This window comes from Microbispora sp. H10836, assembly GCF_012999525.1.
Taxonomy (GTDB): Bacteria; Actinomycetota; Actinomycetes; order Streptosporangiales; family Streptosporangiaceae; genus Microbispora.
In genome coordinates this window covers 1-23,901 of sequence record NZ_JABBWU010000025.1, presented here as the reverse complement: position 1 = coordinate 23,901, position 23,901 = coordinate 1, and the positions used below count along the sequence as shown (strand labels likewise).

The window sequence follows — 23,901 nt, the reverse complement described above, 5'->3', positions numbered from 1 at the left end:
CCGTAGCGTTGTGGGCATGGAACTCACTCTTCACTACTGCTACATCACGGTCGACGACGGCGACGCGGCGCTCGCCTTCTACCGCGATGTGCTCGGCCTCGAACTGCGCAACGACGTCGGCTACGAGGGCGCCCGCTGGCTGACCATGGGCCCGTCGTCGCAGCCGGACGTCAACATCGTCCTGGAGACCGTCAACGCCGACCCGACCGCCTCCCCGGAGGACCGCGCGGCGCTGAGCGACCTGCTCGCGAAGGGCAGGCTGCGCGCCGTCGTCTTCGCCACCCCGGACTGCGACGCGACCTTCGAGAAGATCCGCGAATCCGGGGCCGAGGTCCTGCAGGAGCCGATCGACCAGCCGTACGGCGTCCGCGACTGCGCCTTCCGCGACCCGGCGGGCAACATGATCCGCTTCCAGCAGCTCGCCAAGGGCTGACGCGACGGCGCCCCTTCGGGGGCGCTCGCCGGATCGGTAGGGTAGCCGTCCATGGGACACACCCGGCTCTACCGGAACGGGAATCTGGAGGCCGAGGGCTTTCCGGTCGCCGACGTCTCCGAGCACGTCAAGGACCCGTCGGCCGTGGTGTGGTTCGACATGTGCGCCCCCACCGAGGAGGAGCTGCAGGCCATCAGCGAGGAGCTGGGGCTGCACGCCCTGGCGGTGGAGGACGCGCTGCAGCGCCGGCAACGGCCCAAGCTCGACGTCTACGACAGCCACATGTTCCTGAGCGTCTACGCGGCGGCCTTCGACGCCGGGTCGGGCCGGGTGCGGGTCGCGCCCGCGGCCGCCTTCGTCACGAAAAACGCGCTGGTCACCGTACGCCAGACGGACGACTTCTCCGTCGAGCAGGTGATCCGGCGCTGGGACGAGGGGACGGACCTGGCCCGGCACGGCGTCGCGTTCCTGCTGCACGGCCTGCTCGACTACGTGGTGGACAGCCACTTCGAGACCGTCGAGGCCATGGACGAGCAGGTGGAGGACCTGGAGGAGACGGTGTTCGGCGACCGGCCGGTCGGCCCGGAGGACCAGCGGCGCACGTTCGAGCTACGCAAGAGCCTGGTCACGCTGCGGCGCATCGTGATGCCCATGCGGGAGGCCGTGAACTCCCTTGTGCGGCGCAACGGCCTGATCGGCGACGGCGAGATGGCGCCGTACTTCCAGGACGTGTACGACCAGGTGCTGCGGGCCACGGAGTGGACGGAGTCGCTGCGCGACCTGGTCAGCAACATCCGCGAGACGCATCTGACCATGCAGAGCAACCGGATGAACCTCATCATGAAGCGGGTGACGAGCTGGGCGGCGATCATCGCGGTGCCCACGCTGATCACCGGCTTCTACGGCCAGAACATCCCGTTTCCCGGATTCGGGCATTCGTGGGGCTTCTGGGCGTCCGCCGCGCTGATCGTCCTCGCCTCGGCCACGCTCTACCGGGTGTTCCGGGCCCGCGACTGGCTCTGAGCGCGGGTCACCAGGGACCGTACGGCCCCTGGTTGCCACCGCCGCGGTAGCCGTTGACCGCGGGCTTCACGTCGGCGAGGTAGATGCCCGCCGCGATGACGGCGGCGATCGTGAAGATGTTGGGCAGCCCCATCCCCATGCCCATGTAGTTGATCGCGCCCGCGAAGGTGAACAGCGTCGCGAGACCGAGGATGATCAGCCAGAGCGGCTTGGTCTGCTTGCCGGCCGCGGGGAAGGCGCGCGAGGGGATCCGCAGGGCGTGCACCAGCGCCCAGCCGGACAAAACGAAGGCCCCGACGGAAAGCAGCCAGAAGATGATGTCGAGGATGCCGTACAGCCCGAACAATGGACTCTCCCACACGGTCACGGTCGCTGACGCCCCCAGACTAATGGGCGGCGCCGACACGTGGCGCGGGCGCCGGAGGCCGGTCTCCGGGAACATCCCGCCCGCACGGAGAACAGGCGGTGACGGCGGCGGCCCGCCTCCCCGTGCGGGAAGGCGGGCCGCCGAGGTGTCACTCGCGCGGGGCGCGGATCAGCTCTGGGCCGCGGTGGTGGTGCGGGTGCGGCCGGTCGAGGTCCGCTTGGCGGTGGTCTCGGCGGCGATCGCCGGCTCGGCGGTCTCCGAGACCTCCGTCAGCTCCAGCGCGGCCTCGCCGCTCACGCGGCTGACGACCTTGCGGCCACGCGTGGCCAGGTCGTCGTACAGCCGGGTGAAGCGGGCGGCGGCGGCGTCGGCGTACCCCTTGGCCTTCTCCGGGAGGTCCTTGGCGACGGACTCGGCCCTGTCCTGCACGGTGCTGGCGTAGGCGCGGGCCTTCTCCACGGCGTAGTCCCCGGCGCCGGTGAGCGCGTAGAACGGCTTGGACTCCGTGATCTTCTTGGCCTGGGTCGTGATGGTCATGGGTTATCCTTCCCTCGAATCCGGTGCAATGCCGTCGCGCGGGAGAACCGGGCCGTCCCCGAGATGCTCAGCCGATTGCGGCGGCTGGGCGGTGTCGGCCCGGTTCTCCTTGCGGAACGATTCGTAGATATCGATCAACACCTGACGTTGCCGCCCGGTGAGTGTGACGTCGGCCCGGATCGCGGTCAGCACGTCACTGTGCGGCTCGCGGTCCTCGATGAGGCCGGCCTGGACGTAGAGCGCCTGGGCGGAGATCTGCAGACCCTTCGCGATCTGGTTCAGGATCTCCGCGCTCGGCTTGCGCAGGCCCCGCTCCACCTGGCTCAGGTAAGGGTTGGACACACCGGCCTGCGCGGCGAGCTGACGAAGCGAGATTTTCGCCTGCTGCCGTTGCTGGCGGATGTACTCACCGAGCGAGGTGACCTTGGGCAGTTCCATACCCCCAGTCTGCCTCGCACTGCTTGCAATTGCAAACTGACCGGATAACGCCAGCTAGCACCCAAGGTTCAGCCAGGAAGCAGCCAAAGCAGCGGGGCGCTGGTGGCGAGCATCACCGATCCGGCCAGGATCAGGAAGCGGTGGGTGATCGGGAGCGCCACCTCGGGCCGTACGAGCCGGTCGACCCGGGCCATCACGCTCGACGGCGCGGACGCGCCGAGCGCGCCCTGCGGCGTGGGCAGCGCGGCCGAGGTGCCGAAGCGCAGCAGCGCGGTGGCCAGCCTGCGCGGGCAGCACCGCTGCCGGGCGCGGTCGTCGGCGGCCATCTCGACCAGCAGCTCGACCGACTCCTGCGCGTCGCTGACCAGCTTCGACCAGGGCAGCGCGCGGCGTAGCGCGGCGAACGGCAGCAGCACCAGGTCGTGGCGCTCGCGCACGTGGGCGGCCTCGTGCGCCAGCACGGCCTCCAGCTCCGCGGACGACAGCAGGTGCAGTGTGCCGTCGCTGATGACGACCTGCGATTTCAGTCCGGGCAGGCAGTAGGCGGCGGCGCCGGGGAAGTCGACCACCCGCACCCCGGGCACGGCCGGCTCGTCCCGGGCGACAAGCGCGAGCAGCAGCCGGTGGCGGCGGCGGGCCCGCAGCGTCTGCGCCCCGGCCGCGAGGGGCAGGGCGATCAGTACGGCGAGCAGCGACAGGCCGGCGACCAGCGCGGCCAGCCGGAGGTAGTCGTGTGGCGTCCGCACGCCGAACTCCACGCTCAGCAGGAACTCACCGAGCCCGTGGACGACGCCCTTGCGATAGGGGTCGAGCGCGAAGGCGAGCAGGGCGCCGGTGGAGGCGAGCCCCCAGGTCAGCCCCAGCGACTGCCACAACAGGATCGCCGTGCGCGGGGCGCGCCAGGTCCAGCGCGCGAAGGTCAGCCGCCACGCCGCGACCGCGCAGATCATGGCGAGTGCCGCTAAGACCGCCGCCGCGATCACTCTTCCTCCAGCTCCGTGAGGGCTTTCAGCAGGATCTCGGCCTCCGATCCGGAGACGGCGCGGGCGAAGCGGGTCAGCGCCGCGTCACGGTCGCCGGTCATGTCCAGGGCTTCGAGCATCAGCTCGGCGACGTACGCGTCACGGCTCGCGGCGGGCTGGTACCGCCACGCGCGGCCGTCGCGGGTCCGGGTGAGGAAACCCTTGCGGGACAGCCGGTCGAGCACGGTCATCACGGTCGTCGGCGCGAGGTCGCGGTCCTCTATGAGGCGTCCCACCTCGCGGGCCGTCAGCGGGGCGTTCTCCGCCCAGAGGATGTCCATGATGCTGCGTTCGAGCTCTCCCAGTCCCTTCACGTCTTTAAGCCTACTCGGGGTAGTACTACGTCTTGTAGAGAGGTGAGAGGCATGAGAATCGTTCTGGTCGAGGGAGACATCACCGAGCAGCGGGTCGACGCGATCGTCAACGCCGCCAACTCGTCCCTGATGGGCGGCGGAGGGGTGGACGGCGCCATCCACCGGCGCGGCGGCCCCGAGATCCTGGAGGAGTGCCGGGCGCTGCGCGCGTCCCGGTACGGCAGAGGGCTGCCCACCGGTCGGGCCGTCGCCACCACCGCGGGCCGCCTGCCCGCGCGGTGGGTGATCCACACGGTCGGGCCCGTTCACTCGCGGAGCGAGGACCGATCCCATCTGCTCGCCTCCTGCTATCGGGAGTCGCTCGTCGTCGCCGACGCGCTGGGCGCCGGCACGGTGGCGTTCCCCGCGATCTCCACGGGGATCTACCGGTGGCCGGTCGAGGACGCCGCCCGCATCGCGATCACCGCGGTACGGCAGGCAGCCCCCGCCGTGGTGGAAGAGGTGCGCTTCGTGCTGTTCAGTACCGCAGCCTATGCGGTGTTCGAAACGGCCCTGCAGGACATCGGATAAGCATTCGGCCAAAACTTTCACAGCCACTTGAGCATGTAGATCTCGTCGCGGTCGTCACCGGGGGCCACCCGGATCGAGCGGGGCACCCGGCCGACCTCCCGGTAGCCCACGCTCGCGTAGAAGCGGTCGACCCCGGTGCCGCCGCGGCAGGTGAGCTGCAGCGCCTCCAGGCCGAGCGACCTGGCGGCGTCGTCGGCGGCGAGCAGCAGCGCCCTGCCGTAGCCCCTGCCCTGGTGCTTGGGGTGGACCATGACCCGCAGCAGCCAGCGCCAGTGCGCCCGCAGGCCCGAGCCGTTGTCGCCCAGGATGAGCCAGGCGCCCACGCCGTCGTCGTCGAAGCCGGCGAGGAGGCTGTCGGGAGCCGCCGGCCCGCCGGCGGAGCGGGTGCGGGCGAACGCCTTCTCCGCGGTCGGCCTGATGTCGTCCGGCGTCACGGGAGGCACGAAGCCCACCGCGCCGTCGGCGTTGGTCACCTCCGCCCAGCAGCTCAGGAGCTCCTCGAAGAGCTCGGGGGTCATCTCCGGGTCGAGGACGAAGCGCATGGCCGGACGTTATCAACCGCCCCGTCGTCAACCGCGGGGGGAGACGCTGCTCCAGGGCAGGGTGAGTTCGCCGAGCCGCCAGCGCCCGGGACCGCCGGTCGGCGGCGTCGCCTCCACCGGCCAGTCCCGCGCCAGCAGCTCGGCCGTCCTCGTCCAGCGCTGCCGGGTGCCGTACGCGCCGAAGGAGGCGCAGGTCGCCCAGGCGCGGTCCCAGTCCGTCAGGAACGCATGGATCCGCTCGCCGGGCACATTCCGGTGGATCAGCGTCTTGGGCAGGCGTTCGGCCAGGTCGGAGGGGCGGTCGAAGCCGGTGAACCGGGCCGCGAAGGTGAGCGTGCGCGGCCCCCGCGCACCGAGCGCCACCCAGGTCGCCCGGTGGCCGACCTCCGAGCAGGTGCCCTCGACGAGCACGCCCAAGGGGTGCAGACCGGCCCGCAGCCGGTCCCAGTGCTGCCACGCCTCGGCCTCGCCGTACTGCCGCAGCACGTTGAAGGCGCGCACGATCATCGGCGGGCGGGGCACCGGCAGCTCGAAGCCGCCCCTGACGAACGTCAGCCCCTCCCGCTCGTACGGCTTGGCCGCCTCGACCCGCTCGGGGGCGATCTCCACGCCCACCACCTCGACGGTGGGGCAGACCCGGCGCAGCCGCGTGAACAGCTCGGTCGTCGTGGTGTGGGACGCGCCGTAGCCGAGGTCCACCACCAGCGGCGCCGTCCCCGCGCGGGCCGAGCGCAGCAGCGGGCCGTACACGGCGGCGATCCAGCGGTCACAGCGGCGCAGCCGGTTGTGCCCGGTGGTGCCCCGCGTGACCGTCCCGACGGGCCGGACCGGTCTCATGTCCCCGACGCGACCCTGTGCACCTTGTGCTGGGCCGCCTGCGCACGCGGCCGTACGACCAGCCTGTCGATGTTCACGTGCGGCGGGCGGGTCACCGCGAAGGCGATCACGTCGGCGACGTCGTCGGCGCTCAGGGGATCGGGGACGCCCTCGTAGACCTTGGCGGCACGCTCGGCGTCGCCCCGGAAGCGGGTCAGGGCGAACTCCTCGGTCCTCACCATGCCCGGCGCGATCTCGACGACCCGCACCGGGTCGCCGCACAGCTCCAGGCGGAGGGTCTCGGTCATCGAGGTCTGCGCGTGCTTGGCCGCGCAGTAGCCGCCGCCCCCCTCGTACGAGACCAGCCCGGCCGTCGAGGTGAGCATCACCAGCACGCCGTCCCCCGACTCGATGAGCTTCGGCAGCAGGGCCCTGGTCATGCGCAGGGCGCCGAGCACGTTCACCTCGTACATCCGCTGCCAGTCGTCCACACGGCCGCCGGCCACGGGTTCGAGGCCGAACGCGCCGCCCGCGTTGTTCACCAGGACGTCGCAGCGCTCCAGCGAGGCGGCCAGCGCGTCGACCGACGCCTGGTCGGTCACGTCCAGCGTCACCGGGCGCACGCCGGGCACATCGGACGCCAGCTTGTCGAGCCGGTCCCGCCGCCGCGCCGCCGCCACGACCCGGTATCCCTCCGCGGCGAGCCGGCGGGCCGTCGCCTCGCCGATGCCGCTGCTGGCCCCGGTCACCACCGCGGTCCTGACCACGGGCTCGGCCGCCGCGGGATTGGTCATCGTCACGCTTCCGTCCTTCCACGCTGCTCCGATGGGCAGCCGACATCCTCTCAGGACCCCCGGTGCTCACCGATGTCGGGGAATCCAGTGATGATTTTGATGGTTATAAGCCTTTCGGAGGTGGTTCGGGTGTCGGTGTTACGGCGTCGGGTCAACCGCGTCGCGACCATCAGCGTGCACACGTCCCCGTTGGACCAGCCGGGTACCGGGGACGCGGGCGGCATGAACGTCTACATTCTCGAGGTCGCCAAACGTCTCGCGGCGCTGGGCATCGAGGTGGAGATCTTCACCCGGCGGACCGCGCGTGACCTGCCTCCGGTCGCCGAGCTGAGCCCGGGGGTGCTCGTGCGCCACGTGACGGCCGGGCCGTACGAGGAGCTCGACCGCGCCGACCTTCCGGGGCAGCTGTGCGGCTTCCTGTCCGGCGTGCTGCGCACCGAGGCGATGTACGACCCCGGCCGGTACGACGTGATCCACTCGCATTACTGGCTGTCGGGCCAGGTGGGCTGGCTGGCCAAGGAACGCTGGGGCGTGCCGCTCGTGCACACCATGCACACCATGGCCAAGGTGAAGAACCTCCTGCTCGCCGAGGGCGACAAGCCCGAGCCGGCGATGCGCGTGCTCGGCGAGGAGCAGGTCGTGGAGGTCGCCGACCGCCTGGTCGCCAACACCGCCGCCGAGGCAGAGGAGCTGATCAGCCTCTACGGGGCGCCGCGCGAACGGGTGGCGGTCGTCAACCCCGGCGTGAACCTCGCCGTCTTCCAGCCGGCGTCCAAGGGCGCCGCCCGCCAGCGCCTCGGGCTGCCGCAGGACGCTCACGTGCTGCTGTTCGTGGGCCGCATCCAGCCGCTCAAGGCCCCTGACGTGCTGCTCAAGGCCGCCGCCCGGATGCTCGTGGAGGATCCCTCGCTGCGGTCGCGGCTCGTGGTGGCCTGCGTGGGCGGGCCCAGCGGCAACGGCCTCGCGCGTCCCTCCCTGCTCAGCGACCTCGCCGCCGAGCTGGGCATCGCCGACGTCGTACGGCTCGCGCCGCCCGCGCCGCAGCGGGAGCTGGCCGACTGGTACCGGGCCGCCGACGTGACCGTGGTGCCGTCGTACAACGAGTCGTTCGGCCTGGTCGCACTGGAGTCGCAGGCGTGCGGCACGCCGGTCGTCGCGGCCGCGGTCGGCGGCCTGCGCACGGCCGTCAAGGCGGGCGTGTCCGGCGTCCTGGTGGAGGGACACGACCCGCACGACTGGGCCCGCGAGCTCGCCCTGCTCGCCGGGCGGCCCGACCGGCTCGCCGGGCTCGCCGAGGGCGCCGTGGGGCACGCCACGGCCTTCGGCTGGTCGGCGACCGCCGCCCGGCTGGCCGAGGTGTACGCCGGCGCCATGGCCCAGCTCCACCGGACCCCCATCGCGGTCAACTCGTAGGAGTGCCGAAAGGGCTCCCCGCGCAGCAGGGCATGGCTTTTGGAACACGACTTAGGGTGGTCCGTATGAGACCGGATCTGGAAGCCGTCATCGCGTCGGCGCTGGAGTCCGCCGAGCTGTCCTACGAGCGGCCGAAGCCGGGCGCGTTCCTGGTCAGGCTGCCGGGCCAGCACAAGCTCGCCACCCTGACCTGGCTCGTCGTCGGCGACCAGGCGCTCAACATCGAGGCGTTCTTCTGCCGGCAGCCCGACGAGAACCACGCCGAGTTCTACCGCTGGCTGCTGCACAAGAACGGCTCGACGTACGGCGTCCACTTCGCCGTCGACGCCACGGGCGACGTGCACCTGGTGGGCCGGCTGCCGCTGGACGCGGTCACCGAGGAGGAGATCGACCGGGTCCTCGGCTGCGTGCTCACCTATTCGGACGAGTCGTTCGACCGCGCCCTCGAACTGGGCTTCGCGACGTCCATCAGGCGCGAGTGGGAGTGGCGGGTCAAGCGCGGCGAGTCGCTGGCCAACCTCCGGGCCTTCGCGCGGGTGGTCGAGTCCTGACCAACGGGACGTCTGCCGTACGCCGATAGGATTGGCGCCATGGCGACTTTGGTGCTGCTGCGGCACGGCGAGAGCGAATGGAATGTCAAAGGCCTGTTCACCGGCTGGGTGGACGTCACACTCTCGCCGACCGGCGAGGAGGAGGCGCGGCGTGGCGGGCAGCTGCTCCTGGAGACCGGGATCCGGCCCGACGTGGTGCACACCTCGGTGCTCACCCGGGCCATCAGGACCGCGAACATCGCGCTTGAGGCGGCCGACCTCCTGTGGCTCCCGGTCAAGCGCTCCTGGCGGCTGAACGAGCGCCACTACGGCGCGCTCCAGGGCAAGGACAAGGCGCAGACCCGCGCCGAGTTCGGCGACGAGCAGTTCATGCTGTGGCGCCGTTCGTACGACGTGCCGCCGCCGCCGATCGCCGACGACGACGAGTACTCCCAGGTCGGCGACGGCCGCTACTCCCTGCTGCCCTCGGAGCTGTTGCCGCGCACCGAGTGCCTCAAGGACGTCGTCGTGCGGATGCTGCCGTACTGGTACGACGAGATCGTCCCGGACCTGGCGGCGGGCCGCACGGTGCTGGTGGTGGCGCATGGCAACTCGCTGCGCGCGCTGGTCAAGCACCTGGAGGGCATCAGCGACGCGGACATCGCGGGCCTGAACATCCCCACCGGCATCCCGCTGCGCTACGAGCTGGACGCCGACTTCCGCCCGGTGGGCAAGGGCGAGTACCTCGACCCCGAGGCCGCCAAGGCCGCCATCGAGGCGGTCGCCAACCAGGGCAAGAAGTAACCCTCACGTCTGTCACGAACGCCGCGTCCCATGCGAGGGGCGCGGCCTTCGGTCATTTGCAGACGACCGGCTTCTTCGCCGTGCCGGGAACACCATGACGAGGAGTTCGACGGCGCCGTCCGGGGGATCGGGCATCCGGGTCGCCAGCGTGCGGCCGCGCAGGTGGACCCTGACGCGGTACGAGTCCGGGCCGCGCGTGGTCAGCCCTCTTCAGCGTCGGTCCCTCGCGGCCCAGCACCAGTGACCCGGACGCCAGGCGCTGCCGTACGGGTCTGACCTTCGGGCGGTGCCGGGAACGCGCCGCGCAGGCCCGCTCCTTCCGGGCGACGTACGCGTCTCGCCAGCGCGCACAGGTGGCGTCCCTGATCCAGGACCGCCTTGTCGGAGACCTCGTCCCACCGCTCCAGGCCTGAGTTGTACCGGTGGTTGTTGTGGCTGCGGACGGCGCGGAGAAAACGCTCCTCCGCCACGCTCAGGCCCTTGGCGGTGCCGTCGCCGAATCCGGGACAGCCGAGCTCCCACTGCGCGCGCACCTTCCCCGGCGGGGCCGGCGCCGCCGGGAGCAGCACCGCGGTCACCGCCAGGACGGCCGCCGTCACGCGGACGACCGGGCCGCGGCGTACGAAAACGCGCCGGGGAGCGCGTACGGCGAGCAGGACGAGGAACGGCGGAAGGCAGCCGTAGAGCCCGAGCCCGATCTGCCGGGACAGCAGCTCGGGCGGCCCCCACACGTCCAGGCACGCGGGGCCGAGCAACGCGAAAGCCCCGGCCCCCCGAGGACCGGGGCTTGCGCGCCCCCGTACGCCGCCGCGTCAGCCGGCGAGGGCGTCCGCGTCGCGCGTACCCGTGACGAGGTACACGACGTCGCGCGCGACGCGTACGGCGTGGTCGGCGTACCGCTCGTAGTACCGGCCCGCCAGCGTGATGTCGATGGCGGCCTCGATGCCGTGCTCCCAGTCCTTGGAGAGCAGGACGCGGAACAGCCGCCGGTGACGGCGGTCCATCGCGTCGTCGTCCTCCTCCAGTTCCTTGGCGAGATCGATGTCGCGGGAGGCGATGCAACTGCCCGCCTTGGTGATCAGGTTCTCGGCGATGGCGCCCATCTCGACGAAGGTGTCACGCAGCTCGGCGGGGATGGCGGACTCGGGGTGACGCATCCGGGCGAGCTTGGCGATGTGCTCGGCCAGGTCGCCCATGCGCTCGAGGTCGGCGGCCATCCGCAGCGCGGTGATGACGGTACGCAGGTCGACCGCCACCGGCTGCTGCGTGGCCATCAGCTCGAAGATCGAGGCCTCGAGCTCCTGGTGCAGCCGGTCGACCTCGGCGTCCTGGGAGATGACGCTCTCCGCCAGCTGCAGGTCGGCGTCGAGCAGGGCGGTCGTCCCCCTCGACATGGCCGACCGCACCAGGCGGGTCATCTCCACCAGGCGGTCGGTCAGGGCTGCAAGATCTTCGTGATAAGCGTCGCGCATGGCCGCCACGCTACGCGCGGGCCGATGAACGAATTCCGACCGCCGGATGAACTTTTCCGGAAACAGGGAGTCCGGCCAGGTCGGGCAGGTGGACCAACCCGAAATGCCGCCTAGGCTGCTGAATGTGAACGAGTTGCTGGCGAGCTTGGCGGCGATGGGCGGATTCGTCGCCGGCTCTTTCGTCATGCTCGCGATCCGGCGGCAGGGGGACAAGCCCCGCATCCCGGAGCCGGTCGACGACGGCCTGCCTCCGGGAGTGGCGTCGGTGCTCGCCGTGCTGCCCTCCTCGGCGGTCGTGCTCGACCGTGAGGACCGGGTGCTGCGCGCCAGTTCGGCCGCCCGCGCCTTCGGCCTCGTACGCGGGGAGTCCCTCATGGCCGCCGAGCTGCTCGCGCTGGCCAGGAAGGTCCGCAGGGACGGCGAGATCCGCGAGAGCGAGATTGAGACGGCGGGCCGCAAGTTCGGGCAGGAGTCCACGTCGTTCGCGGTGCGGGTGGCCCCGCTGGGCTCCCACGGGCAGGTGCTCGTGCTCGCCGAGGACCAGACCGAGCGGCAACGCGTCGAGGCGGTGCGCAGGGACTTCGTCGCGAACGTCAGCCACGAGCTCAAGACGCCGGTCGGCGCGCTGAGCCTGCTCGCCGAGACCATCCAGGACGCGGCCGACGACCCCGAGGCCGTGAAGCGGTTCGCCGGCCGGATGCAGCACGAGGCGGCCCGCCTGACCTACCTGGTGCAGGACCTGATCACGCTGTCGCGGATCCAGGGCGGCGAGCCCATCCCGGCGCCCGAGCAGGTGCCCGTGGACGAGGCCGTCCACGAGGCCATCGACCGGTGCAACACGAAGGCGTCGGCGAAGGACATCACGCTCGTCGCGGGAGGCACGGAGGGCCTGAAGGTCTGGGGCGACGATGAGCTTCTCGTCACCGCGCTGCGCAACCTCATCGACAACGCCGTCGCCTACAGCCCCGAGCACACCCGCGTCGTCATCAGCGCCAGGCCGGCCGGGAACGCCGTCGAGGTGAGCGTGAGCGACCAGGGCATCGGCATCCCGGAGACCGCGCAGGAGCGCATCTTCGAGCGGTTCTTCCGGGTCGACGCCGCCCGGTCGCGGGCCACCGGCGGCACCGGCCTCGGCCTCGCGATAGTCAAGCACGTGGCGGTCGCGCACGGCGGCGAGGTCACGGTGTGGAGCAAGGAAGGCTCCGGCTCGACCTTCACTCTTCGCCTTCCCGCGTTCGGCGGTCAGGCGGTCCCCGTACCAAGCACGACCATCCCCCAGGAGGCCGCTAAGTGACTCGGGTACTCGTCGTCGAGGACGAAGAGTCGTTCTCGGACGCCTTGTCGTACATGCTCAGGAAAGAGGGGTACGAGGTCGCGGTGGCGACCACCGGTCCGGAGGCCCTGGACGCGTTCGACCGCAACGGCGCCGACCTCGTCCTGCTCGACCTGATGCTCCCGGGCCTGCCCGGAACGGAGGTGTGCCGCTCGCTGCGGCAGCGTTCCAAGGTGCCCGTGATCATGCTGACCGCGAAGGACAGCGAGATCGACAAGGTCGTCGGCCTGGAGCTGGGCGCGGACGACTACGTGACCAAGCCGTTCTCGTCCCGCGAGCTGGTGGCGCGCATCCGCGCCGTGCTGCGCAGGCAGGGCGACGTGGAAGAGGTGGAGTCGGCCGTCCTGACCGGGGGACCGGTCCGCATGGACGTCGACCGGCACATCGTGGCCGTGCGCGGCCTGCAGGTGCAGCTCCCGCTGAAGGAGTTCGAGCTGCTCGAGGTGCTGCTGCGCAACGCCGGGCGGGTGCTGACCCGCGGTCAGCTCATCGACCGGGTCTGGGGCGCCGACTACGTGGGCGACACCAAGACGCTCGACGTGCACGTGAAGCGGCTGCGGGCCAAGGTCGAGGCCGACCCGTCCAACCCCCGCTGCATCCTCACCGTGCGCGGCCTGGGCTACAAGTTCGACCCCGCCGACGACTGAGTCCGTACGGGCCCTTTTCGCGCTCAGGAGCCCCTGTCCGGCCGGACAGGGGCTCCCGCACGTCTACACGGTCGCTACTCGGCGCCCGCGGCGGGCGACTCGGAGGCGGCCGCTCCGGTGGCCTCCGGGATCGCGGTGTCGGACGGCGCCGGGCTGCCCGTGGCGAGGGGCGAGGCGGTGGGGGCGGCCGTCGGCGCGGGCGGCAGCGTCGCGAACTCGCGGCTGCGGGCGACGACCGGCACGTCGAGCGCGACGTCTCCGGCGTTCTTGAACTGGAGCGTGAGCTTGATGCTCTCCCCGCCGCGCAGCGCCGTCTTCAGGCCCTCGACGGTGACCCCGGGGGTCTTGGCGAGCGTGCCCGGCTGGAGGTCGATGGGGCTCTGCACCTTGACCGAGGTCGCCTTCTGCTCCTCGGGGACGATGCTGGTGAGCTGGTCGGCGGTCCCCGTGCTGTTCAGGAGAGTCAGATAGAGCGGCGCCGAGTTCCCGGCGGCGAGCTGCTGGCCGGAGTCCGGCCCCAGGATGAACGCCTGCGGGATCATGACGCCGTTCTTGCCGTAGGCCTTGCCGGGGCCGTCGCCGTCGAAGAGGACGCCCGCCTCGTTCGGGGCGTACGGCGCGCCGGTGTTGGCGTCGAAACCGGCGCCACACGCGGCCAGTGCAGGGATGGCGGCGGCGAGGAGCGCGGCAATGGCGATCGCCCTGCGACGGCTGCTACTGGTCACGGTTCGAGGTCTCCTTGGTACGCACGTGTATGGGCAGCAATCACCTTATCCGCGCCGGTCACCGGTCCGGCGTCGGCTCCCGGTCCATGGGCCGCAGCAGTGCAGGTCACCTGGTATGTCCTATATGTCGATTCACAGAGTGGATGGCTTGTCAAGCCCCAAAACGAGGCTTTGACCTGCAGTTATGTTTCTTTCACTGTTCCGGGAGGCGGTAACCGCGTGGTACTCTGGAGTACAGCGGAAGGGGTACTCGTCACATGACTTTCCAGGTCGGCGACACTGTCGTCTACCCCCACCATGGGGCTGCTCGGATCGAGGCCATCACGACCCGAACCATCAAGGGTGAGGAAAAGACCTACCTGGTGCTGAAGGTCGACAAGGGCGACCTGACCGTACAGGTACCAGCGGAAAATGCCGAGCTCGTCGGTGTGCGCGACGTCGTCGGCCAAGAAGGACTCGAGCGGGTGTTCGACGTGCTGCGCATGCCGCACACGGAGGAGCCCACGAACTGGTCCCGCCGCTACAAGGCCAACCTTGAGAAGCTGGCGTCGGGGGACGTAAACAAGGTGGCCGAGGTGGTGCGCGACCTGTGGCGGCGCGACAAGGAGCGCGGCCTGTCCGCCGGTGAGAAGCGCATGCTCGCCAAGGCCCGCCAGATCCTTGTCAGCGAGCTCGCGCTCGCGGAGAAGACCAACGAGGACAAGGCGGAGGCCCTGCTCGACGAGGTGCTGAACTCCTGAACATCACATCGCCAAGGGTGGGCATCGGGGTCGATGTCCACCCTTTTGCGTCCGGTAGGGAGCTCCACCTCGCCGGACTGTTCTGGCCGGGCGAGACCGGGCTGGCCGGCCATTCCGACGGTGACGCGGCGGCGCACGCCTGCTGTGACGCGCTGCTGTCGGCCGCCGGCCTCGGAGACGTGGGGGCGCTCTTCGGCACCTCCGACCCGCGCTGGGCGGGCGCCGCGGGCGTGACTCTCCTGGAGGAGGCGGCCCGCCAGGTGCGGGCGGCCGGATTCGAGATCGGCAACCTGGCCGTCCAGATCATCGGGAACCGCCCGAAGGTCGCGCCTCGCCGTGCGGAGGCGGAGAAGGCCCTCGGGGCCGCCGCAGGGGCGCCGGTGAGCGTCAGCGCGACCACGACCGACGGCCTCGGGCTCACGGGGCGCGGCGAGGGCGTGGCGGCCATCGCGACCGCCCTGATACTCCCGGCGTGAATGTCCCGTTCCAAGCGGACATGCCAACCTGAATGAGACCAGGAGCGTCTCACTAACACGTGGGCGGCGGCTCGGACCAAGGCGCGGAATCGAGCCGCCGCCCTCTTTTTTCTTTCATGGGACGCATATTTCCCTTCCATGGGGTATCCCACAGTCCGAGGATGAAAGGGTCACCCTCATCGGGAGGTCGATATGACAATCGAGTCCATTCTCGGCGCCATCGTCATCGGTGCGGTCATCGGCGCTCTGGGCCGCCTGTTCCTGCCGGGCCGGCAGCCGATCGGCTGGCTGCTCACGATCGTCGTCGGTATCGTCGCGGCGCTGATCGGTACGGCGATCGCCCAGGTCCTGGGCGTGGCCACGACGGATGGCATCGACTGGATCGAACTGGTCATGCAGGTCGTACTGGCCGTCGTCGGTGTCGGCATCGTCGCCGGTCTCCGTCGAGGGACGCGGGTGTAACGCACTCGCTCGGTAGGGCGGCCCCCGCCCTCACCCCGTAGCGCGCACAGGCCCGTCCGGCTCCCCAGCCGGGCGGGCCTGTGCGCTGTGCGGCTCGTCGCACGGCGGGCGCGCGTGGCGTGTTGCGTGGCCCGTTGTCAGGCGGGCGGGCGTGGCGTGCTGCGCATCCGGCCGGAGGGAGGTGCGATCGGAACGCCGCCCTCACCGGCTTCTTCCGCGGCGTCCTGCTCGCCGCGCTCCGCGGCCTGCGGCGAGCGTCTCCCGCTCACCTCGTCCGGGTCGGCGCTGTCCCGAGCATGGGCGGGATCGGGCACGTCCCTGATCTGGCGGAGCGGCTGGGTGTCGACACCCGACTCGTCCTCGGGCCGATCCGCCTCGATGCCGGCGGAGTCGTCTTCCGGTTTCGGCCGGGGGTGCACGAGGACGTCGCCGGTGTGCGGCCGTACGAGGTCGCCCCAGCGCACCGGGCGGTTCCGGCGGGGCTCCCGCGCCGGGCGGTCATCCGTTTCGGCATCCGTTTCGGCATCCGTTTCGGCATCTGGCGTGGGCGCGGCGGGCGTCTCGGCAGGCTCCGTGTCGCGAGCGTGCTCGTCCGTCGCCGTCTCGTCTGCCACCGTCTCGTCTGCCACCGTCTCGTCTGCCACTGGCTCGGTCGCCGGCTCGGCGTCCGCTCGCGGGGCGGGTCGCGGGGCCTGCTCGGTCACGGGCGGGGTGCCGGGCGCCGCAGTCGGAGGTACGACCGGCAGGGCCTCGGCCTCGTCCGGCACCTGGTCCGTCGTTCCCGGTTCGGCCGCGGCGGCGGTCTCCTCGATCGCCTCGTGCGGCAGTCGTACGCCGTCCTCGTCGGGGGCGGGGGCCGCGGCCTCGTCCTCGGGCTGCGGAGGGGTGGCGGGCAACGGCGGGGCGTACTCGGGAGGCGCGACGGTCTCGGACACCGGGCTGACCGGCAGCGGGGGGACATAGTCGGGGGGCGCCACGGCCTCGGGGACCGGCTGCAGGGGTGGCGCCCCGTACTCCTCGGTGACGGCGTGCTCCTGCGTCACGGCGTGCGCGGGGGCGGGCCGCTCCTGCACGGCCACCGGATAGGGGGCGGTGGCGGCGGCCCGGGGCTCCCGCTCGCCGTCGAAGGGCACCAGGTCGTCGTCGGTGTCGCCGTCCAGGTCGGCCCGGTTGGTGCGCACGTGCTTCAGCAGGAGCAGCAGCAGCCACAACCCGACGGCGAGCATCACCCAGGGCAGTAGCGCGACGACGAGAGCGGTGACGTCGGGATCGAAGGCGACGCCGACGGCGGTCGCGGCGTTCGCGGCGGCGGCTGACACCAGGAGCAGGATCAGGACGAAGCCCGCCTGCAGCCGGACCAGGAACCGCGCGGCCCGCAGTAACGGCACGCCGACCAGGGCGACGACCAGCAGGACGTCGAACGCCGCGGGATACAGGTAGGCGAGCCGGGGCTCGGCCCGCCCGGAGACGGCCAGAGCCCGCAGGTCGTCGAAGGACAGCGCGCAGGCCACCCCGGCGAGCACCGCGAGGGCGGCACCCGCGAGGCCGATGGCCAGACGCCGCAGCACCAGCGGGATTCCGGAGGGGGTGGTTCGAGACGGGCGGGAGGCCGTGCCTGCCGCGCCGGGGGGAGTCACGTCCATGGCGTTTCGAGCCTACAGAATCGGAGTGACGATTGATCGCACCTGCGTGATCACCCGTTTCGTGTCGGAGGCGGGGGGTAACGGCGGAATCCTCCGGCGCGGCACCGCCGGGCGTGCGGGGACCTCGCGGGATCGTGGGCGTGGGTCTCGCCGGAAGCGACGCGGCATCTGCGGGACGCTCCCGCCGCGTCCTTCCGCCGGGCGCCTCGGGTCGCGGCGTGCGGTCCCGTTACGGTGCGTGTCCGGCAGGCGCGAAGCTGGACGCTCGACGGTCACGCCGACTGCCGTACGGGATCGTTACGGATTTTGTTTCGGGTTATATCGGGACTTATGTGCCAGAAGTTTCCATGATCGGCCACACCATGCCGTTCACAGGCGCCCAAGTAGCCCTGTGCCATGCCGTCAGGCGTTAGCCTTGCCTTCGTGAGCCTGCACCTCTACGACACCAGCACGCGTACGGTCCGTGAATTCGTACCGGTCGAGCCCGGCCGGGTCTCGATGTATCTGTGTGGTGCGACCGTTCAGGCTCCGCCGCACATCGGGCACATCAGGTCCGGAGTCAACTTCGACGTTCTCCGCCGGTGGCTGACGCGGCAGGGCTACGACGTGACCTTCTGCCGCAACGTCACGGATCTCGACGACAAGATCATCTGGGTCGCCGCCCAGGAGGGCGTGCCCTGGTTCGTCGTGTCCGAGCGCAACCAGCGCGCCTTCACCTGGGCGTACGACCAGCTCGGCTGCCTGCCGCCGACCGTCGAGCCCCGGGCCATGGGCCACGTGCCCGAGATGGTCGAGCTGATGCGACGGCTGATCGACAAGGGGCACGCGTACGCGTCTGGCGGCGACGTCTACTTCGACGTGGTCTCCTACGCCGACCGGTACGGCAAGCTCTCCAACCAGAAGCTAGAGAACATGCGGGCAGCCGCGGACACCGAGACCGACTCGCGCAAGCGCGACCCGCGCGACTTCGCGCTGTGGAAGGGCGCCAAGCCCGGTGAGCCCACGTGGCCGACGCCGTGGGGCAAGGGCCGTCCCGGCTGGCACCTGGAGTGCTCGGCCATGGCGACCAAGTACCTCGGCGGCACGTTCGACATCCACGGCGGCGGGGTCGACCTGATCTTCCCGCACCACGAGAACGAGATCGCCCAGTCGCAGGCGGCGGGCGACGGCTTCGCGCGCTACTGGCTGCACAACGGCATGCTCAAGCTCGGCGGCGAGAAGATGAGCAAGTCGCTCGGCAACTCGCTGCTGATTCCCGACATGCTCCGCAAGGTGCGCGCGGTCGAGCTCCGCTACTACCTGGTCGCGGCACACTACCGCTCGGCGATCGACTACTCCGACGAGGCGCTCCAGGAGGCGGCGGCCGGATACCGCCGGATCGAGGGCTTCGTCACGCGGGCCGCCGAGGTGATCCACGACGTGGACGCCGCCGCGCCGCTGCCCCAGGCGTTCGTGGACGCGATGGACGACGACCTGAACGTCTCGCAGGCGCTCGCCGTGATCCACGAGGTCGTCCGCGAGGGCAACGTCGCGCTGGCGCAGGGCAACAAGGAGCAGGTCGCCCGGCTGCTCGCCGAGACGCAGAACATGCTCGACGTGCTCGGCCTCGACCCCAGGTCGGAGCAGTGGCGGTCGACCGGCGACTCGGGGCTGCGTGAGGTCGTGGACGCGCTCGTGGCCGTGGCGCTGGAGCAGCGGCAGGCCGCGCGTGCCCGCAAGGACTACGCGGCGGCCGACGCGATCCGCGACCAGCTCGCGGCGGCCGGGATCGTGGTCGAGGACACCCCGCAGGGTCCGCGATGGGAGCTGGCACAGTAGGCGTGGCCCTACGCTAGAGACCATGGCGGGAAGGGCTTCAGGGAAGCCGTCGAAGAAGCAGGGGCCGACCAAGGGCACGGGCGGCAAGGTCAGGCGCTCCCTTGAAGGCAAGGGAGCGACGCCGCCCGCGCACATGCGGCACTGGTACAAGGACAAGGCGCGCGCCGAGCGGATCGAGCGCGAGTCGCGGGGCGGTGGGAGTTCGGCCTCCCGTGCGCCGAGCCGTACGCGCCGGGAGGACGCCCCCGAGGTCATCGGCGGACGCAACCCCGTGGTCGAGGCACTGCGTGCCGGCGTCCCCGCCAGCGCCCTGTACGTGGCGCAGCGGGTCGACAACGACGACCGGGTCCGCGAGGCCATCAAGATCGCGGCTGACCGTGGCATCGCGCTGCTCGAGGTCAGCCGGGACAAGCTCGACCGACTGACCGAGAGCACCGTCCACCAGGGCATCGGCCTGCAGGTCCCGGCGTACGACTACGCGCACCCGGAGCAGCTCGTGGAGCGGGCCAGGGACGCGGCCGAGGTGCCGCTGATCGTCGCCCTGGACGGCGTGACCGACCCGCGCAACCTCGGCGCCATCGCGCGTTCGGCGACCGCCTTCGGCGCGCACGGGCTGCTCGTGCCGTCCCGCCGCTCGGCGGGCGTCACCGCCGGCGCCTGGAAGACCTCGGCCGGCACGCTCGCGACCCTCCCCGTCGCCCGCGCGTCGAACCTCACCCAGACCCTTCAGGCGTACCGGGAGGAGGGCCTGTTCGTGGTCGGCCTCGACGGCACCGCCACGGTGGACATCGCGGACGTCGAGCTCGCGACCGAGCCGCTCGTCGTGGTCGTCGGTTCGGAGGGCAAGGGCCTGTCCCGCCTGGTCAGGGAAGCGTGCGACCAGATCGCCCGGATCCCAATGAACGCCGCCGCCGAGTCGCTGAACGCCGGTGTGGCCGCGGGGATCGCCCTCTACGAGGTCGCACGCCTCCGCCGCCGGTGATTTCACCGTGACGGTAGGGCCCTCGGCCCACTAAACTCGTCTGGGTAGCAGGCCGCCTTAGCTCAATCGGCAGAGCATCTGTCTTGTAAACAGAAGGTCTGGGGTTCGATTCCCCAAGGCGGCTCCAGCTCAGAGGCCCTCTCCGCCGTGGAGAGGGCCTCTCTTGCTAACGGCCCACCCACACCGTTCGGCCGCGCTGAACTGGCGGTTGTTCCTGCCCGACAGCTGGGACGATGCGCTGGCCGCTGACGAGCAGGAGGCGGAGCGGATCGCCCAGCGGCGGCAGCGCTGTGCGAGTCCCGAGCAGGTGCGCCACCGAGGTCCACCCAGCCCACGAAGTCGATCTGCAGGTCGCCGTGCAGTCGAGAGGCCGAATTCGTGGGCTGTGTGCAACTTTCAGGCTGTCCTCTTGAACCGCGGCCGGGTCGTTACCGGGCGGCCAAGGCTTGACCAGGAGACGCACCACGTCAGGGTGGCCAAGATTTCTTGGTACCGCCTGGCCGCCCGCCTCCGCGCGACTGCAGCGCCTTGACTCGCGTGAAGCATCCGGTCAGGCTCCTCGATTGTTGACCGATGGATCGATTGACGGGAGCGTCGAGGATGGGTGCTCAACGGCGGCGGAAGCTGCGATCGGCCACGACGCTCGGCGTAGCGGTCTCCTTCGTGGCGGGGACGTTGACCGCCCAGGCGGCCCTGGACCCGGCTGTGGCCGCAGCGGGCCCGACGTTGTCGGTGGACCTGTCCGCCGCCCGGCACGCGATCAGTCCGGACATCTACGGCATGAACGGCGCCGACCCGGCGTTCGCCGCCGAGATCGGCCTGCCGGTGGCGCGCTGGGGCGGCAATTCGAGCACGCGTTACAACTTCAAGAACCACACCTACAACACGGGAAGCGACTGGTACTTCGAGAACATCGTCGCCGGGCCCGACAACACGGTCGAGGCGTTCGTCAAGACCAACCGGGATCGCGGCATCAAACAGGTCGTCACCGTCCCGATGAGCGGGTGGGTGGCCAAGGACTCGCCCGCCCAGCACCCGTTCGCCTGCGGATTCCCCGCCAGCCGGTTCCCCGCTCAGGACGGATTCGACCAGTGGGACGCCGGCTGCGGCAACGGCAGGCTCAACAACGCGAACCTCACCGGGGCGGTGCCCGAGGACACCTCGATCCCGGTGGACGCCTCGTTCGACGGCGAGATGGTGTCGCATCTCGTGAGCCAGTTCGGCAAGGCGGCCCGCGGCGGCGTGTCGATCTACGAGCTCGACAACGAGCCGGTGCTGTGGAATTCGACCCACCGTGACGTGCACCCCGAGGCGGTCTCGTACGACGAGCTGGGCAGCAAGAGCACCGCGACCGCCGCGGCCATCAAGGCCGCCGACCCGAGCGCGGCGGTGCTCGGCCCGTCCGGCTGGGGATACTGCGAGTGGGTCGCGTCCGGGGTGGACGGATGTGCGCCGGGCGCCGACGCGGCCGCGCACGGCGGGCTCAACCTGTCGCAGTGGTTCCTGAAGAACATGAAGGACTACAGCGACGCGCACGGCGGCAAGCGCATGCTCAACTACTTCGACCAGCACTACTACCCGCAGATCAACGGCGGGAAGGACCCCGAGTCCAACGCGTGGCGGCTGCGGTCCACGCGTTCGCTGTGGGACCCGACGTACGTCGAGGAGTCCTGGATCGGCCCCACGGGCGTGAACGCGCCGCCGCTGCAGTTCATCCGCAAGATGAAGGAGTGGGTCGCGCAGTACTACCCCGGCACGAAGACCGCGATCACCGAGTACAACTGGGGCGCGCTGGACGACATCAACGGCGCCCTGGCGCAGGCCGACGTTCTCGGCATCTTCGGGCGCGAGGGTCTCGACCTCGCCACCATCTGGGGCGAACCCCAGCCGACGCAGCCCGGCGCCTACGCGTTCCGGATGTATCGCAACTATGACGGCGCGGGGAGCCGATTCGGCGACGTGAGCGTGTCGGCGGCCAGCAGCGATCAAGGGCGGCTGGCGGTGTACGGGGCGCAGCGCTCGCGCGATAAGGCGCTGACCCTGATGGTGATCAACAAGACCGGCGGTGAGCTGACCTCACCGTTGTCGATCGCCGGACTGCACGGCAACGCCACGGCGCAGCGGTTCACCTACAGCCCGGCTGATCTCAACTCGATCGTGCGCGGTGACGATCTCAAGGTGCACCAGGGCCGGGTCAATGCGACGTACCCGGCGAATTCGATCACCCTGCTGGTCTTGCCGGGGCATCGGCGTTGATGGTTCCCAGGAGGGAGCGGCCCAACAGGTGCTCGTGTCGAATGTGGACGCCGGTGGACATCGCCGATCTTGCTTGTAAACAGCGCGGCGCCCGGACGACAGAGGGGCCTTGACCACCTATCTGGTGAAGAACTCGCCGGTCAGTGCACCAGCCGGCGACCGGGGCCACCGTCCGATGAGCATCAGGTGAACGAGCTGATCGCCGGGTGGAATCCGTTCCGCCCGGCGATCAGTGAAGCTGAGCCGGTTGAATTCGGTCGCGGCCGTGGAGGAACTTCTACGGGACGCTCCAAAGGAACCACAGGTTGTACTGGTAATCACAGCGATACCAGGTCCAAAGGTGGTTCTGGACGCCGTAGTCCCCGTAGCGATAGCAGTCGTACGAGGAGTAGTAGACGTTACGAAGCGTATCGGCGTGCGCGGGACCGGCGTTCGCGCCGACTGCCAGCCCACTGACCAAGGCGCCGGCGACGGCTAAAGCTCTGATTTTCCGCACTTACCCTCCTTGCAGCGGATGTCGTGCCGGACTTCCACCGCGAAGCATTGCAGCGCGGGCGATATCAGTACAGGTCACGTTATTCGTCGGTGTTCCCCGACGAGGTGATCTGCGGCTATACCGGACAAGGGCTGAAACTTTCCCTGCAGATCTTCCGCGCTGACACTCGGTCTTGTGCCGACCGGAGAACCTGGCCCGACCACGAGCGCCAGGCTGACCAGGTTGCGTCCACCACGAACCGTTGAGCAGGTCGACGTCCGTCTCCTGCGGTCATCTCCGGTCTTGGTCGGCACGGGGTTAGGTTTGTCCGGTGGGGACCTACGAGGATCTACCGGCGGAGTTGGTGACCGAGCGGCTGCGGTTGCGGCGATGGGTGCCGTCGGATGCCGAGGAGTACCGCGGGTTATGGCTGGAGCGGGATCCACGAGTGCCTCCGGTACGGCGGATCGACGCCGAGGGACGCCCCACGGTCGAGGACATGCGCGGCCGGCTCTTCGACAACCCGCTGATGGCGCATCAGGGGCTCGGGTTGCTGCCGATCGAGTTGCGAGACACCGGTGAGTTCATCGGATACTGCGGACTGACTGTCGGCCAGGCATCTTTCGACGAACCTGAGATCGCGTACGAGCTGGCACAACGAGCTCACGGCCATGGTTACGCGACAGAAGCCGCCCGTGCGGTCATCGAAGCCGCGGCGCGAACGGGACGCCGACGCCTCTGGGCGACCGTGCGGGAGTGGAACGCACCCTCGTTCCGCGTTCTCGAGAAGCTCGGCTTCCACCGGAGCGGCCGCATCACCGAGGACGCCGAACACGGCAACACGATCTGGATGACGCGCGTACTCGATGCGAGGTAGAGACGTGAGCACCGACCGCGATCCACTCTCCGAAGAGCACCCATCAGGTGATCTTGTCAGTTTCATCGGGCGCCAACCGGCCGGCCGCACCTGAGCGGCCGACGCCGGCCAGGTGAGCCATGCCTGCCGCAGCGGCCACCGGTGCGTCTCGGGATCACCGGCTCACGCTCGGCTCGTCCTGGATCGTTGATCACGCTGGTGATGGCCGCCGGGGCGTCTTTCCGTCTTGCCTAGCAGCAGGACTTGCTCGCGCTCGCCGCCTCCATTTCGGCGTCGTCGGTGGCGCGGCGGACGGAGTCGGTCTGCTTGGTGAGGGTGTCGGCGTCCGCCTTGACCACGTACACCTCCCAGGGCTCGCCGCCGGGGCCGTGGACCCACACCTTGTCCTGAAG

Annotated in this window: 27 protein-coding genes, 1 tRNA gene and 1 pseudogene; 16 read left to right on the top strand and 13 right to left on the bottom strand. The window is 70.4% G+C overall.

Annotation, left to right across the window (positions count from 1 at the left end; translation table 11 throughout):
- Positions 1-16: 16 nt before the first annotated feature.
- Positions 17-433: a VOC family protein gene (locus HHX30_RS33845; RefSeq protein WP_169987322.1), complete on the top strand. Its 417-nt coding sequence runs from the start codon at positions 17-19 to the stop codon at positions 431-433.
- A 51-nt stretch (positions 434-484) separates the two neighbouring features.
- A complete protein-coding gene (locus HHX30_RS33840) occupies positions 485-1,456 on the top strand; it encodes a magnesium transporter CorA family protein (RefSeq protein ID WP_169987320.1) in 972 nt (323 codons plus the stop codon).
- A gap of 7 nt (positions 1,457-1,463) precedes the next feature.
- Here the strand turns inward: HHX30_RS33840 and HHX30_RS33835 are convergent, their stop codons facing one another.
- From HHX30_RS33835 to HHX30_RS33815, 5 genes are all read right to left on the bottom strand, one after another.
- Positions 1,464-1,823 carry a DUF2516 family protein gene (locus tag HHX30_RS33835; RefSeq protein ID WP_310742274.1) on the bottom strand — a complete coding sequence of 120 codons (360 nt, stop codon included), beginning with the start codon at positions 1,821-1,823 and terminating at the stop codon, positions 1,464-1,466.
- Between the two features lie 168 nt (positions 1,824-1,991).
- Complete coding sequence (locus tag HHX30_RS33830) at positions 1,992-2,360, bottom strand: hypothetical protein (RefSeq protein ID WP_169987318.1); 369 nt, start codon at positions 2,358-2,360, stop codon at positions 1,992-1,994.
- A 3-nt stretch (positions 2,361-2,363) separates the two neighbouring features.
- Positions 2,364-2,798 (bottom strand): helix-turn-helix domain-containing protein, encoded by a 435-nt coding sequence (locus tag HHX30_RS33825; protein WP_169987316.1) that lies wholly within the window; start codon positions 2,796-2,798, stop codon positions 2,364-2,366.
- Positions 2,799-2,866: 68 nt separating this feature from the next.
- The gene (locus tag HHX30_RS33820) at positions 2,867-3,781 is read right to left on the bottom strand and encodes a M56 family metallopeptidase (protein WP_169987314.1); all 915 of its coding nucleotides are present in this window, start codon (positions 3,779-3,781) and stop codon (positions 2,867-2,869) included.
- A complete protein-coding gene (locus tag HHX30_RS33815) occupies positions 3,778-4,134 on the bottom strand; it encodes a BlaI/MecI/CopY family transcriptional regulator (protein ID WP_169987312.1) in 357 nt (118 codons plus the stop codon). The genes HHX30_RS33820 and HHX30_RS33815 overlap by 4 nt, the downstream gene beginning before the upstream one ends.
- 51 nt (positions 4,135-4,185) lie before the next feature.
- Between HHX30_RS33815 and HHX30_RS33810 the strand changes: the two genes are divergently transcribed.
- Positions 4,186-4,704 carry an O-acetyl-ADP-ribose deacetylase gene (locus tag HHX30_RS33810; protein ID WP_169987310.1) on the top strand — a complete coding sequence of 173 codons (519 nt, stop codon included), beginning with the start codon at positions 4,186-4,188 and terminating at the stop codon, positions 4,702-4,704.
- A gap of 17 nt (positions 4,705-4,721) precedes the next feature.
- On the opposite strand, the gene HHX30_RS33805 is transcribed toward HHX30_RS33810, so the two are convergent.
- From HHX30_RS33805 to HHX30_RS33795, 3 genes are read right to left on the bottom strand one after another with little or no spacing between them, the layout of a single operon-like run.
- On the bottom strand, positions 4,722-5,246 hold the full coding sequence (locus HHX30_RS33805) for a GNAT family N-acetyltransferase (protein WP_169987308.1): 525 nt from the start codon (positions 5,244-5,246) through the stop codon (positions 4,722-4,724).
- Between the two features lie 27 nt (positions 5,247-5,273).
- Entirely contained in the window at positions 5,274-6,083 is an 810-nt protein-coding gene (locus tag HHX30_RS33800) for a class I SAM-dependent methyltransferase (RefSeq protein ID WP_169987306.1), read from the bottom strand.
- Positions 6,080-6,829 carry an SDR family NAD(P)-dependent oxidoreductase gene (locus tag HHX30_RS33795; RefSeq protein ID WP_311922980.1) on the bottom strand — a complete coding sequence of 250 codons (750 nt, stop codon included), beginning with the start codon at positions 6,827-6,829 and terminating at the stop codon, positions 6,080-6,082. The genes HHX30_RS33800 and HHX30_RS33795 overlap by 4 nt, the downstream gene beginning before the upstream one ends.
- A 126-nt stretch (positions 6,830-6,955) precedes the next feature.
- On the opposite strand from HHX30_RS33795, the gene mshA reads away from it, so the two are divergent.
- The 3 genes from mshA to HHX30_RS33780 all read left to right on the top strand — a co-directional run bounded on the left by mshA (position 6,956) and on the right by HHX30_RS33780 (position 9,603).
- Positions 6,956-8,269, top strand: a complete 1,314-nt coding sequence (gene mshA, locus HHX30_RS33790) for a D-inositol-3-phosphate glycosyltransferase (RefSeq protein ID WP_169987304.1) — start codon at positions 6,956-6,958, stop codon at positions 8,267-8,269.
- Between the two features lie 65 nt (positions 8,270-8,334).
- Positions 8,335-8,820, top strand: a complete 486-nt coding sequence (locus tag HHX30_RS33785) for a YbjN domain-containing protein (protein WP_169987302.1) — start codon at positions 8,335-8,337, stop codon at positions 8,818-8,820.
- Positions 8,821-8,859: 39 nt separating this feature from the next.
- A complete protein-coding gene (locus tag HHX30_RS33780) occupies positions 8,860-9,603 on the top strand; it encodes a phosphoglyceromutase (protein ID WP_169987300.1) in 744 nt (247 codons plus the stop codon).
- A gap of 200 nt (positions 9,604-9,803) precedes the next feature.
- On the opposite strand, the gene HHX30_RS33775 is transcribed toward HHX30_RS33780, so the two are convergent.
- Both HHX30_RS33775 and phoU read right to left on the bottom strand, forming a co-directional pair.
- Entirely contained in the window at positions 9,804-10,358 is a 555-nt protein-coding gene (locus HHX30_RS33775) for a hypothetical protein (RefSeq protein WP_169987298.1), read from the bottom strand.
- Positions 10,359-10,415: 57 nt separating this feature from the next.
- Positions 10,416-11,075 (bottom strand): phosphate signaling complex protein PhoU, encoded by a 660-nt coding sequence (gene phoU, locus HHX30_RS33770; protein ID WP_169987296.1) that lies wholly within the window; start codon positions 11,073-11,075, stop codon positions 10,416-10,418.
- Between the two features lie 103 nt (positions 11,076-11,178).
- Between phoU and HHX30_RS33765 the strand changes: the two genes are divergently transcribed.
- Both HHX30_RS33765 and HHX30_RS33760 read left to right on the top strand, forming a co-directional pair.
- On the top strand, positions 11,179-12,369 hold the full coding sequence (locus HHX30_RS33765; protein WP_396706236.1) for a sensor histidine kinase: 1,191 nt from the start codon (positions 11,179-11,181) through the stop codon (positions 12,367-12,369).
- On the top strand, positions 12,366-13,055 hold the full coding sequence (locus HHX30_RS33760) for a response regulator transcription factor (RefSeq protein WP_169987294.1): 690 nt from the start codon (positions 12,366-12,368) through the stop codon (positions 13,053-13,055). Before HHX30_RS33765 ends, HHX30_RS33760 begins: the two co-directional genes overlap by 4 nt.
- Positions 13,056-13,129: 74 nt before the next feature.
- On the opposite strand, the gene HHX30_RS33755 is transcribed toward HHX30_RS33760, so the two are convergent.
- Complete coding sequence (locus tag HHX30_RS33755; RefSeq protein ID WP_311922977.1) at positions 13,130-13,780, bottom strand: copper chaperone PCu(A)C; 651 nt, start codon at positions 13,778-13,780, stop codon at positions 13,130-13,132.
- Positions 13,781-14,037: 257 nt separating this feature from the next.
- On the opposite strand from HHX30_RS33755, the gene HHX30_RS33750 reads away from it, so the two are divergent.
- The 3 genes from HHX30_RS33750 (at position 14,038) to HHX30_RS33740 (ending at position 15,458) form a co-directional block, all read left to right on the top strand.
- The gene (locus HHX30_RS33750) at positions 14,038-14,520 is read left to right on the top strand and encodes a CarD family transcriptional regulator (RefSeq protein WP_030510364.1); all 483 of its coding nucleotides are present in this window, start codon (positions 14,038-14,040) and stop codon (positions 14,518-14,520) included.
- Positions 14,521-14,537: 17 nt separating this feature from the next.
- Entirely contained in the window at positions 14,538-14,996 is a 459-nt protein-coding gene (ispF, locus tag HHX30_RS33745) for a 2-C-methyl-D-erythritol 2,4-cyclodiphosphate synthase (protein ID WP_169987292.1), read from the top strand.
- A 192-nt stretch (positions 14,997-15,188) separates the two neighbouring features.
- Positions 15,189-15,458 (top strand): GlsB/YeaQ/YmgE family stress response membrane protein, encoded by a 270-nt coding sequence (locus tag HHX30_RS33740; RefSeq protein ID WP_169987290.1) that lies wholly within the window; start codon positions 15,189-15,191, stop codon positions 15,456-15,458.
- Positions 15,459-15,595: 137 nt separating this feature from the next.
- On the opposite strand, the gene HHX30_RS33735 is transcribed toward HHX30_RS33740, so the two are convergent.
- Positions 15,596-17,101, bottom strand: a complete 1,506-nt coding sequence (locus HHX30_RS33735; RefSeq protein WP_169987289.1) for a DUF2637 domain-containing protein — start codon at positions 17,099-17,101, stop codon at positions 15,596-15,598.
- Positions 17,102-17,524: 423 nt separating this feature from the next.
- Here HHX30_RS33735 and cysS point away from each other — a divergent pair, with 423 nt between their 5' ends.
- The 5 genes from cysS to HHX30_RS33710 all read left to right on the top strand — a co-directional run bounded on the left by cysS (position 17,525) and on the right by HHX30_RS33710 (position 23,509).
- A complete protein-coding gene (gene cysS / locus HHX30_RS33730; protein WP_169987288.1) occupies positions 17,525-18,919 on the top strand; it encodes a cysteine--tRNA ligase in 1,395 nt (464 codons plus the stop codon).
- 22 nt (positions 18,920-18,941) lie between these two features.
- Complete coding sequence (rlmB, locus tag HHX30_RS33725) at positions 18,942-19,901, top strand: 23S rRNA (guanosine(2251)-2'-O)-methyltransferase RlmB (RefSeq protein ID WP_169987285.1); 960 nt, start codon at positions 18,942-18,944, stop codon at positions 19,899-19,901.
- 51 nt (positions 19,902-19,952) lie between these two features.
- Positions 19,953-20,028: transfer RNA gene (locus tag HHX30_RS33720), tRNA-Thr, on the top strand.
- Positions 20,029-20,501: 473 nt separating this feature from the next.
- A complete protein-coding gene (locus HHX30_RS33715) occupies positions 20,502-22,157 on the top strand; it encodes a glycoside hydrolase family 44 protein (protein ID WP_169987283.1) in 1,656 nt (551 codons plus the stop codon).
- An 806-nt stretch (positions 22,158-22,963) separates the two neighbouring features.
- Positions 22,964-23,509, top strand: coding sequence for a GNAT family N-acetyltransferase (locus HHX30_RS33710; protein WP_169987281.1), 546 nt, complete (start codon positions 22,964-22,966; stop codon positions 23,507-23,509).
- Positions 23,510-23,739: 230 nt separating this feature from the next.
- On the opposite strand, the pseudogene HHX30_RS42165 reads toward HHX30_RS33710, so the two are convergent.
- Positions 23,740-23,901 (bottom strand): annotated as a pseudogene (locus HHX30_RS42165) (glyoxalase/bleomycin resistance/dioxygenase family protein); the annotation flags it as partial.

What these genes read in the sequence shown, in the direction of transcription:
- HHX30_RS33845 (WP_169987322.1), top strand. Translation starts at nt 17, where the DNA reads ATGGAACTCACTCTTCACTACTGCTACATCACGGTCGACGACGGCGAC.
- HHX30_RS33840 (WP_169987320.1), top strand. Translation starts at nt 485, where the DNA reads ATGGGACACACCCGGCTCTACCGGAACGGGAATCTGGAGGCCGAGGGC.
- HHX30_RS33830 (WP_169987318.1), bottom strand. Translation starts at nt 2,360, where the DNA reads ATGACCATCACGACCCAGGCCAAGAAGATCACGGAGTCCAAGCCGTTC.
- HHX30_RS33825 (WP_169987316.1), bottom strand. Translation starts at nt 2,798, where the DNA reads ATGGAACTGCCCAAGGTCACCTCGCTCGGTGAGTACATCCGCCAGCAA.
- HHX30_RS33810 (WP_169987310.1), top strand. Translation starts at nt 4,186, where the DNA reads ATGAGAATCGTTCTGGTCGAGGGAGACATCACCGAGCAGCGGGTCGAC.
- HHX30_RS33805 (WP_169987308.1), bottom strand. Translation starts at nt 5,246, where the DNA reads ATGCGCTTCGTCCTCGACCCGGAGATGACCCCCGAGCTCTTCGAGGAG.
- HHX30_RS33800 (WP_169987306.1), bottom strand. Translation starts at nt 6,083, where the DNA reads ATGAGACCGGTCCGGCCCGTCGGGACGGTCACGCGGGGCACCACCGGG.
- mshA (WP_169987304.1), top strand. Translation starts at nt 6,956, where the DNA reads ATGGTTATAAGCCTTTCGGAGGTGGTTCGGGTGTCGGTGTTACGGCGT.
- HHX30_RS33785 (WP_169987302.1), top strand. Translation starts at nt 8,335, where the DNA reads ATGAGACCGGATCTGGAAGCCGTCATCGCGTCGGCGCTGGAGTCCGCC.
- HHX30_RS33780 (WP_169987300.1), top strand. Translation starts at nt 8,860, where the DNA reads ATGGCGACTTTGGTGCTGCTGCGGCACGGCGAGAGCGAATGGAATGTC.
- phoU (WP_169987296.1), bottom strand. Translation starts at nt 11,075, where the DNA reads ATGCGCGACGCTTATCACGAAGATCTTGCAGCCCTGACCGACCGCCTG.
- HHX30_RS33765 (WP_396706236.1), top strand. Translation starts at nt 11,179, where the DNA reads ATGCCGCCTAGGCTGCTGAATGTGAACGAGTTGCTGGCGAGCTTGGCG.
- HHX30_RS33750 (WP_030510364.1), top strand. Translation starts at nt 14,038, where the DNA reads ATGACTTTCCAGGTCGGCGACACTGTCGTCTACCCCCACCATGGGGCT.
- HHX30_RS33740 (WP_169987290.1), top strand. Translation starts at nt 15,189, where the DNA reads ATGACAATCGAGTCCATTCTCGGCGCCATCGTCATCGGTGCGGTCATC.
- HHX30_RS33735 (WP_169987289.1), bottom strand. Translation starts at nt 17,101, where the DNA reads ATGGACGTGACTCCCCCCGGCGCGGCAGGCACGGCCTCCCGCCCGTCT.
- rlmB (WP_169987285.1), top strand. Translation starts at nt 18,942, where the DNA reads ATGGCGGGAAGGGCTTCAGGGAAGCCGTCGAAGAAGCAGGGGCCGACC.
- HHX30_RS33715 (WP_169987283.1), top strand. Translation starts at nt 20,502, where the DNA reads ATGGGTGCTCAACGGCGGCGGAAGCTGCGATCGGCCACGACGCTCGGC.